Origin of the sequence: Kitasatospora sp. NPDC085895, assembly GCF_040702125.1 — a bacterium.
GTDB classification, from domain to species: domain Bacteria; phylum Actinomycetota; class Actinomycetes; order Streptomycetales; family Streptomycetaceae; genus Kitasatospora; species Kitasatospora arboriphila.
The window spans coordinates 1-9,206 of the sequence record NZ_JBFBJY010000151.1 but is presented as its reverse complement, the minus strand read 5'-3'; the positions used below and the strand labels follow the sequence as shown (position 1 = coordinate 9,206).

Annotated in this window: 8 protein-coding genes; 5 read left to right on the top strand and 3 right to left on the bottom strand. The window is 74.2% G+C overall.

What is annotated here, in order from left to right; translation table 11 throughout:
* Nucleotides 1-177 precede the first annotated feature (177 nt).
* Nucleotides 178-579 carry an SHOCT domain-containing protein gene (locus tag AB0442_RS40655; RefSeq protein WP_366168558.1) on the bottom strand — a complete coding sequence of 134 codons (402 nt, stop codon included), beginning with the start codon at nucleotides 577-579 and terminating at the stop codon, nucleotides 178-180.
* A 193-nt stretch (nucleotides 580-772) separates the two neighbouring features.
* Between AB0442_RS40655 and AB0442_RS40650 the strand changes: the two genes are divergently transcribed.
* Complete coding sequence (locus AB0442_RS40650) at nucleotides 773-1,369, top strand: DUF308 domain-containing protein (protein WP_366168557.1); 597 nt, start codon at nucleotides 773-775, stop codon at nucleotides 1,367-1,369.
* Nucleotides 1,370-1,433: 64 nt separating this feature from the next.
* Here the strand turns inward: AB0442_RS40650 and AB0442_RS40645 are convergent, their stop codons facing one another.
* Both AB0442_RS40645 and AB0442_RS40640 read right to left on the bottom strand, forming a co-directional pair.
* Complete coding sequence (locus AB0442_RS40645; RefSeq protein ID WP_366168556.1) at nucleotides 1,434-3,125, bottom strand: methyltransferase; 1,692 nt, start codon at nucleotides 3,123-3,125, stop codon at nucleotides 1,434-1,436.
* 60 nt (nucleotides 3,126-3,185) lie between these two features.
* Complete coding sequence (locus tag AB0442_RS40640) at nucleotides 3,186-4,403, bottom strand: 4-hydroxybenzoate 3-monooxygenase (RefSeq protein ID WP_366168560.1); 1,218 nt, start codon at nucleotides 4,401-4,403, stop codon at nucleotides 3,186-3,188.
* A 283-nt stretch (nucleotides 4,404-4,686) separates the two neighbouring features.
* On the opposite strand from AB0442_RS40640, the gene ddaH reads away from it, so the two are divergent.
* From ddaH to AB0442_RS40620, 4 genes are all read left to right on the top strand, one after another.
* The gene (ddaH, locus tag AB0442_RS40635) at nucleotides 4,687-5,511 is read left to right on the top strand and encodes a dimethylargininase (protein WP_366168559.1); all 825 of its coding nucleotides are present in this window, start codon (nucleotides 4,687-4,689) and stop codon (nucleotides 5,509-5,511) included.
* Nucleotides 5,512-5,885: 374 nt separating this feature from the next.
* Nucleotides 5,886-7,295: a family 2B encapsulin nanocompartment shell protein gene (locus AB0442_RS40630; RefSeq protein ID WP_344624169.1), complete on the top strand. Its 1,410-nt coding sequence runs from the start codon at nucleotides 5,886-5,888 to the stop codon at nucleotides 7,293-7,295.
* A 154-nt stretch (nucleotides 7,296-7,449) separates the two neighbouring features.
* On the top strand, nucleotides 7,450-8,304 hold the full coding sequence (locus AB0442_RS40625; protein WP_366168555.1) for a hypothetical protein: 855 nt from the start codon (nucleotides 7,450-7,452) through the stop codon (nucleotides 8,302-8,304).
* A 67-nt stretch (nucleotides 8,305-8,371) separates the two neighbouring features.
* Nucleotides 8,372-9,133 (top strand): hypothetical protein, encoded by a 762-nt coding sequence (locus tag AB0442_RS40620; RefSeq protein ID WP_366168554.1) that lies wholly within the window; start codon nucleotides 8,372-8,374, stop codon nucleotides 9,131-9,133.
* The last annotated feature ends 73 nt before the right edge of the window (nucleotides 9,134-9,206 follow it).

Below are 9,206 nucleotides of genomic sequence, written 5' to 3'. Positions count from 1 at the left end.
TTTCCTTTGGGGGGGGGGGGCCCGGGGGGGGGGGGGGGGGGGGGGGGGGGGTGTTGGCGCGCCGGCGGGGGTGGGGGGGGGGGGGCCCGCCCGCCCCCGCCCCCCGCCCCGCGCGCACGGTGCGCACGAGGGCGCCGGACCGCAGTGGCGGTCCGGCGTCCCTTCAGGTCCGGGCGGTCAGGCCAGGACCTTCGCCTTGGCCTGCTGGTACTCCGCGTCGGTGATCGCGCCGCTCTTCTGCAGAGCGGCGAGCTTGGCGAGTTCGTCGACGTGGCTGGACGGTGCCGGGCCGGAGCCGGCCGCGGCCTCTTGGACGTAGGAGCGGAAGTCCTGCTCGGCCTGCATCCGCATCCGCATCTCGCGTTCGCCCATGCCCCGGCCGCGGGCGATCAGGTAGACGAACACGCCGAGGAAGGGGATCAGGATCAGGAAGATGCACCAGCCGGCCTTGCCCCAGCCGCCGACCGAGTCGTCACGGAAGAGGTCACCGAAGATCCGGAACAACAGGAAGAACCAGAGGATCCAGAGGAAGAACCACAGCATGGTCCAGAAGATGTTGAGCAGCGGGTAGTCGTTCACCGTGCGTCTCCCGTCTCGGGCGGCCTGCCTGCCCCGGGGGGGTGCGGCAGGCGGGGTACTCCGGATCAACCGTCCCCGGAGCGGGGGGCGTCCGCACCACCCGGCGCGGGTGATCTCCGCCGGCCGGGGCGGCGGGAGACTGGGGGCTCCGGGGCGCCCCGTGCGCCGGCTCCGCCGAACGAGGGAGCACACCATGACCGCACCCTCCCGTCCCGCCCCCACGGACCCGCAGGACCTGCTGACCGGGCTCGGCAGGTCGTGGCTCTGGCCGCTGTCCTTCGGAGTACTGACCCTGGTGGCGGGCATCGTGATGCTCGCCTGGCCCGAGGAGACCACCCGGGTGGTCGCGATCATCATCGGCCTGCAGTTGCTGGTGGCCGGGGCGGTCCGCTTCGTCACCGCCTTCACCCACGAGGACGGCACCGGCGGCCGGGTGCTGCACGTGCTGATCGCCCTGCTGTCGGTGGTGGCCGGTGTGCTGGTGCTGCGGCACCAGCTGCAGACCGTCGGCTTCCTGGCGATCGTGGTCGGCCTCTACTGGCTGCTGGCCGGGATCGTGACGCTGTTCGTGGCGATCTCCGGCAAGTCGATGCCGGGCCGCGGGCTCGCGGTCTTCCTGGGCGCGATCGGGGTGATCGCGGGCATCGTGGTGCTCGCCTACCCGGTCGAGTCCGCCGTCGCGCTGGCCAGGCTGCTCGGGCTGTGGCTGCTGCTGCTCGGCCTGATCGAGATCGGCGGTGCCTTCGTGCTCCGCTCGGCCGTGCGCCGGACGGAGGTGCAGATGCGGTGAGGCGCTGCCGGGCAGGACGGCGCACCGACGGCCGTCCCGCCCGGTCGTGCCGGGCCCGGTGCCGTCAGCGCGTCCGGCGGGCGGCCAGCAGGGCGCCGTCCAGCGGGAGTTCGGCGACGCCGGTGAGCTCGAAGCCGGCCTCGGCGAACAGCCGGCCGTAGTGCTCGGCGGTGCGCTCGCGGCCGCCGACGTTGCACAGCATGTGGACGTCCCAGGGCACCGCGAGGGACGGGCCGGCGTCCTCCTCGGCGGGCAGCAGCCGTTCCACCACCAGGAGTTCGGCGTGCTCGGGCACCGCCTCGGCGAGCCGGCGCAGGATCGCCAGGCACTGCCGGTCGTCCCAGTCGTGCAGCACCCGGGAGAGCAGGTAGACGTCGCCTCCGGCGGGCACCTCCTCGGTGAAGTCGCCGGCCACCAGGCGGCAGCGGTCGGCGCAGCCGGCCTTCGTCAGCGTCTCCCGGGCGGCCTCCACCACGTGCGGCCGCTCCAGCAGCACGCCCTCCAGGTGCGGGTGGGCGGACAGCACCCCGGAGATCAGCGCGCCGTTGCCGCCGGCGACGTCGACCACGACGCGGGCGGCGCCGAAGTCGACGAGTTCGGCGATCGGGTCGAACATCTGGGTGCTGGCGGCCATCGACCGGTCGAACAGGTCGGCGAGCTGCGGGTCGGCCGCGAAGTGGGCGAAGTGGTGGGCGCCGTAGGTGTGCTCGAAGGCGTCCCGGCCGGTGCGGACGGCGTACCCGAGGGCGCCGAAGGAGCGGTAGAAGGGGCCGCCGTAGAGCAGGGCGAGCGGGTGCAGCGACCGGTCCGCGTCGGTGCGCAGCAGCCGTCCGAGCTCGGTGGGGCGGTGCGAGCCGGTGCCGTCGGGGGCGAACACGCCGAGCTCGGTGAGGTAGCGCAGCAGCCGCCGCAGCCGGTCGGGGTGGGTGCCGGTGAGTTCGGCGAGCCGCTCGGTGGTCGGCCGCGGGGCGGTGTCGAGGTGGTCGGCGAGCCTCAGTTCGGCGGCGACCGCGACGGCCTGGGTGGCCCAGGCGCCGGTCATCAGGTGCAGCAGCCGGTCGGCAGGGCGGTCGCCGGTGCTGCCGTGGGCGGCGAGGACGCCCGCGTGGTGGCCGGAGGTGTTGAGTTCCAGCCGCCGGTGGCCCGACTCCGCGCCGGTGCGGAAGTAGAGGACGGTGGTGTCCTCGTGGGCGTTGTGCCCGCCGCCGTCGGCGGTGGTGCGGCCGCGGTCCAGCAGGGTGGCGCGCAGCCCGGCGAGCACGACCGGGTCCGGCGTGGTCACCTCCAGCGCGAGGTGCGCCTCGTGGTCGTGGGCGCGCTCGCCGGCGGCGAGGGTGTCGAGGCCGGAGCCGGGCGGGACGGCCAGCGCGAAGATCTCGATCTCGCAGGGGCTGCCGTCGGCCGCGGTCACCGGGGCGCGCAGGATGCCGACCTCCAGGCTGTCGGCGCTGCGCCCGTAGCGGCGGGCGAGCCGTGCGCGGACGACGGTGCTGGGGGCGATCGGGCCCGCCTCCAGCCCTTCCGCGCGGAGCAGGGCGTGCAGGTCGCCGAGCGAGTGCGGGAACACCAGGACGGCGGCGTGGGTGAATCGGCTGTGCGCGGCGACGGCGTCCCGTTCGGCGGGCGCGAGGCCGGGCAGCAGGTCGGCGAGGACGGTGCCGGTGTCGTTGGCCGCGACGAAGGCGGCGGCCCGGCGGATGCGGTCGAGGTCGTGCGGATGCAGGCGCGGCTGTGCCGCGCCGGGCGGGTTGCCCATGCGGTTGTCTCCCCCGTGGAGCGGGTCGGGTCGGGAAATGCGAGGAGGGGTGGCGGACCGTCAGATGCCGACGTAGTTCTCGGCGAAGTGGTCCTGGTGGCGGCGGGAGGTCTGCAGGCTCTCCAGCCGGGCCTGCTGCAGGGCGCGCAGGAAGACGGCGTCGTCGTCGCTGCCGGCCGGGCCGTGCAGCAGGTTGATCATCCAGTGCGAGAACTCCTGCGCCCGCCATATCCGCGGCAGGCAGTCGGCGGAGTAGCGGGCGAGCGGCTGCTCGTCGCCGCCGCGCAGCGCGGCCGTCAGGCCCCGGGCGAGGATCTCCGCCTCCATGACGGCGAGGTTGGCGCCCTTGGCGGCGGCCGGGCTGATCAGGCCGGCCGCGTCGCCGACCAGGAAGAGCCGGCCGTACTGGATCGGGTCGAGGACGTCGGAGGTCATCTCGACCGTCCGGCGTTCCACGATCGGGCCCTCGTGCAGCGGCCCGTGCCGGTCGGCGCGCATCCGGTGGGCGAGGTCGGCCCAGATCCGGGCGTCCGGCCGGGTGTCCGGGGACTCGCCTCTCGGCACCTGCAGGTAGTAGCGGGTGATGTCGGGGGTGCGGGCCATGTGGCCGGCGAAGCCGTCCTCGTGGACGGCGTAGGCGACGGGGCCCATGCTCTGCGGGGCGGCGGCGAGCAGGGCCAGCCAGGTGACGCCGTGGTCGCGGCGGTAGCGGCGGACGGCCCCGGCCGGGACGGCGGTGCGGGCGGTGCCGTGGCGGCCGTCGCAGCCGGCGACGAACCGGGCGGACAGCCGGTGCAGGGTGCCGTCCGCGGACTGCGCGGTGACCGCCGGGCGGTCGCCGGTGAGGCCGGTGATGCCGACCACCGGGGTCTCGAAGCGCAGGTCGCCGCCGCGGGCGAGGAACTCGGCGACCAGGTCCCGGACGAGGTGCTGCTGCGGGTAGACGGTGTGCGCCTCGCCGCGGCCGAGGCTGCCGTAGGTCAGGTGGAACTCGCCGCGGTCGGTGCGGAAGGCGCAGGTGTCGTGCTGCCGGCCGTCCTTCAGCAGGCCCTCGGCGAGGCCGTTCTCGGTGAGCACCCGGACGGTGTTGGCGGCCAGGAACCCGGCCCGGGCGCGCTGTTCGACGTGGGCGCGGCTCTGCCGCTCCAGGACGGTGCACCGCACCCCGGCGCCGAGCAGCAGGTTGCCGAGGACCAGCCCGGCCGGCCCCGCTCCGACGATCACGACCTCGGCGGCGTCCTCGGCCCCGGCGGCTCCGGGCGCGGTGCTTCCGGGCATGGTGGTTCCGGACATGGTGGTTCCGGACATGGTGGTGTGTTCCCCCCGTACGTGTTCCTCCGACAGGCTGTCAGGTGCGGTCCCGCAGCCGGTGACCGGCGGCCCCCGAGCCGCCGAACATCCCTCCAACGGCCGGGGGCGCCGACGGGTTTCGGGCGGCGGAGAAAGGTTTACCCGGGTGGCCGGATGTCACCGCACTGCCGCCGCCGGTTCACTCGCCGTTCGGCGAGCGCCGCGTAGCGTTCGCGGCGCGGCCGCACACCCGGCGGCCCGCCGCCACGTCCTGGGGGTCACCACCATGCGCCTCGCCCAGCCCCGGCACTACCTCATGTGCCGTCCCACCCACTTCGACGTCGTCTACTCCATCAACCCGTGGATGGACCCGGGCAAGCCCGTCGACACCGCGCTCGCCGTCGCCCAGTGGGAGCAGCTCCGTCGGACGTACCTGGGCCTGGGGCACACCGTGGAGACGGTCGAACCGGTGCCCGGCCTGCCGGACATGGTCTTCGCCGCCAACGGCGCCACGGTGCTGGACGGTCGGGCGCTGGTCGCACGGTTCCGTGACCGTGAGCGGGCGGACGAGGCCCCCGCCTACCGCGAGCGGCTGCTCGGCCTGGGCCTGGCGGAGGTGGCGACCGCCGGCTTCGTCAACGAGGGCGAGGGCGACTACCTGCTCTGCGGGGACCTGCTGCTGGCCGGCACCGGCTTCCGCAGCGACCCGCGCTCGCACGCCGAGGCGCAGGAGTTCTTCGGCCGCCCGGTGATCGGGCTGACCCTGGTCGACCCGCGCTTCTACCACCTGGACACCGCCCTCGCGGTGCTGGACGAGCGGACGGTCGCCTACTACCCGGAGGCGTTCACCCCGGGCAGCCGGGCGGTGCTGCGGCGGCTCTTCCCGGACGCGGTGCTCGCCACCGCCGAGGACGCCGCCGTCTTCGGCCTCAACGCGACCTCGGACGGCCGGCACGTCGTGCTGCCGCAGAACGCGACGGCGCTCGCCGAACAGCTGCGCGACCGCGGCTTCGAGCCGATCGGTCTCGATCTGTCGGAGCTGCTGAAGGCCGGCGGCAGCGTCAAGTGCTGCACCCTGGAGCTGCGGACGGCCTGATCCCGCACGGGGAGGAGCAGCAGGCAGCGGGGCAGCAGGGGCCCGACGGACGGCTCGCGGAGCCGGCGGCGGGCCCCGGCGCGTCCGGCGTCGTCCGGCCGCGGCAACGCGCCCCGCACCCGATCCGCGCGCCCGGTTCTGTCCGCGGCCGTTCGGCCGTGTCGATCACCGATCAATCCTTTCTGCGGGTGTTTTCACCTGATGGGGTGGCTGACGGCCAGCCGGACGGATCAAGGGTGCGTGACGATCTAGTGTTCCGTTCCGGGCGCCGGTCCGCCGCACACGACTGGCGCCGCCTTCCCTTCCCGACACAGGATCTGACGCTCCGCCATGCCCGCGCGAGGCGGCGCACCATACGAAGGAGAACCCTGCCGATGTCCGTGGACGCGAGCCCGGAGGCACCGCAGGTGCAGCAGCAGTCCAGCCTCACCACGGCTGCCGCGCGCAATCTCGCCACGACCACCAAGTCCGCCCCGCAGATGCAGGAGATCACCTCCCGCTGGCTGCTGCGGGTCCTGCCCTGGGTGCAGACCGCCGGTGGCGCCTACCGGGTGAACCGCCGACTGACCTACACGGTCGGCGACGGCCGGATCGAGTTCGTCAAGACCGGCTCCCAGGTCCGGGTGATCCCCCGGGAGCTCGGCGAACTCGCCCTGCTGCGCGGCTTCGAGGACGTCGACGTGCTCACCGTGCTGGCCGACCGCTGCGTCCAGCGGGACTTCGGGCCGGGCGAGGTGCTGGCCGAGCGCGACACCCCGTCCGACCGGATCCACCTGATCGCGCACGGCAAGGTCAGCCGGGTCGGCAGCGGCCGGTACGGCGACGACACCGAGCTCGGCGTGATCGGCGACGGCGACCGCTTCGGCGAGTCCGCGCTGCTCGACCCGGACGCCGTCTGGGAGTACACCGCGAAGTCCCTCACCGCCGGAACGGTCCTCTCGCTCTCCCGCACCGAGTTCGAGGCCGTGCTGGCCGGCTCCCCCGCGTTGCAGGCGCACATCCACGAGTTCCGCTCGCTGCCCGCGCAGCGGCAGAACGAGCGCGGCGAGGCCGAGATCGCCATGTCGGCCGGCCACCACGGCGAGCACCAGCTGCCCGGCGCCTTCGTGGACTACGAGCTGCGCCCCCGCGAGTACGAGTTGAGCGTCGCGCAGACCGTGCTCAAGGTGCACACCCGGGTCGCCGACCTCTACAACCAGCCGATGAACCAGATCGAGCACCAGCTGCGGCTGACCATCGAGGCGCTGCGCGAGCGGCAGGAGCACGAGCTGGTCAACAACCCGGAGTTCGGCCTGCTGCACAACGCCGACTTCGACCAGCGGATCCAGACCCACTCCGGTCCGCCCACCCCGGACGACCTGGACGAGCTGCTGAGCCGCCGCCGCGACTCGGAGTACTTCCTCGCCCACCCGAAGACCATCGCCGCGATCGGCCGGGAGCTCAACTCCCGCGGGCTGTACCCGGACCACGTCGACCTGGGCGGCCAGAAGGTGCCGGCCTGGCGCGGGGTGCCGATCCTGCCCTGCAACAAGATCCCGATCACCAAGGAGCACACCAGCTCGATCCTGGTGATGCGCACCGGCGAGGACAACCAGGGCGTGATCGGCCTGCACCAGACCGGCATCCCGGACGAGTACCAGCCGAGCCTGTCCGTGCGCTTCATGGGCATCGACGACAAGGCCCTCATCTCCTACCTGGTCACCGCCTACTACTCGGCGGCGATCCTGGTGCCGGACGCGGTCGGCGTGCTGGAGAACGTCGAGATCGCGGGTGGCCGCGGCTGACCGGGTGACGGCCGTAACCCGGCCGTACAAGATCGAGTTGACACGGTGTCGGGCAGCCCGTTCGGGTGCCCGGCACCGCCTCGTGTTCGCCCTCCGATCGTCACCGAACCACCGCCGACGCACCGTCGCCGGAACGAAAGGCACCAGATCCACCATGCCGGGACCGATCACCCCGCAGGCCCGCGGCGTCCGACTGGCCGGCACCGTGCTGGGCGCGACCGCCGCCTGCGCCCTGCTGACCGGTGCCGCGTACGGGCGGTCCGCCGCCCCCGGGGTCGACACGGACGTCGACTCCTGCGCCCGGGTCGCCGTCTCGGTGACCGGCGTCGGCGGGGTCGACATCGAGGTGGAGGTCTGGACGGACGTCACGATCGACGTGGACATGGACGCGGTCACGGCCGCCGTCCACCACCCCGGTCAGCCGTCCCTGCCCGCCCACCCCGGCCAGCCCCACCCCGGGCACCCGGTGCATCCGGTGCTCCACCCGGCGCACCCCGTGCACCCCACGCACCCCGCACATCCGCCGCACCCGACCCATCCGCCGCACCCCACCAAGCCGCCCAAACCTCCGAAGCCGCCCAAGCCCCCGAAGCCCCCGCACCCGTGCCCCACCCCGACGCCGTCCCCCACGCCCACCCCGACGCCCACGCCCACCCCCTCGCCGACACCGACCCCGGTGCCCGAGCCGACCCCCACGCCCGCGCCGGTGCCGCAGACCCCGCGGCCGGCGGCGCCCCCGCCCGCCCCGCTGCCGGCCGAGCCCGTACCCTCGCCCCCGGCCGCGGCGCCCGCCGCCGAACCGCCGGGGCCGGAGCCCGCGCCGCCGGCCCCGTCCGCCCCCGCCCCGCGGAAGGTCCGGATGCCTCCGGCCCAGCCGGCCGTCGCGCCCGCCCGGCACCGCAGCAGTTCGCCGGTGACCACGATGATGATCGTCACCGTCCCCGCGGTGCTCGCCGCCGCGGCCGCCAAGGTCCGCGGGAAGGCCGCCGCCCGCGGCAGCCGGTCCTGACCGGTCGGTCCCGCGCCCCCGACCGGCCGTCGGCCGGTCGGCCGTCCAGTGCTGAACAGGAGTTGTCATGTCGGAGTGGCTCGCCCTGGCGATCGCCATGGCGGCGTCCGTCCTGGTCGTCGTCGCCGTGGTGGTGCTGCGCCAGCGACGGGTCGGGGAGGACGACGACCCGTCCGAGACCCCGGACGTCATCGAGTACATCACCATGATGATCGGCGTGGTCTACGCGATCGTCCTCGGCCTCGCCATCGCCGGCGTCTGGGAGGCCCGCAGCGCCGCCCAGGACGAGGTGCTGAACGAGGCGCAGGCCCTGCACGAGGTGAGCGCCCGGGCCGAGGTGTACCCGGCCGACTTCCGGGCCCGGGTCCGCGGCGACGTGGACGCCTACGTGACCTTCGTGGTGAACACCGAGTGGGACCACATGCGGGAGAACGGCGAGATCTCGCCGCGCGGCACCGAACTGCTCGCCAAGCTGCGCCAGGACGTCGCCTCTCGGACCCCGCAGTCGGACCTGGAGGCGCAGGTCTACCAGCCGGTCATGGACCGGATCGCCGCGGCCGACGAGTCCCGCAACACCCGTGGCCAGAGCACCGGCCCGACCATGCCCGGGGTGGTGTGGTTCGGTCTGATCGTGGGCGCGGTGGTCACCGTCGGCATGGTGTTCGCGCTGCAGATCCGGCGCTCCCCGCGGGAGTTGATCCTGGCCGGCACCTTCAGCGCGCTGATCGCCTTCCTGCTGTTCCTGATCTGGGACTTCGACGATCCCTTCGGCCGTGGCGTCTCGGTCTCCACCCAGCCGTTCCTGGACCTCTTCCCGTCCCTGCACTGAGCGCGGACACGTCCCGAGGGGCGCGGGGGACCCGACGGGTGGCCCCCCCCCCCGCGGGGCGCCCCCCGCAAGA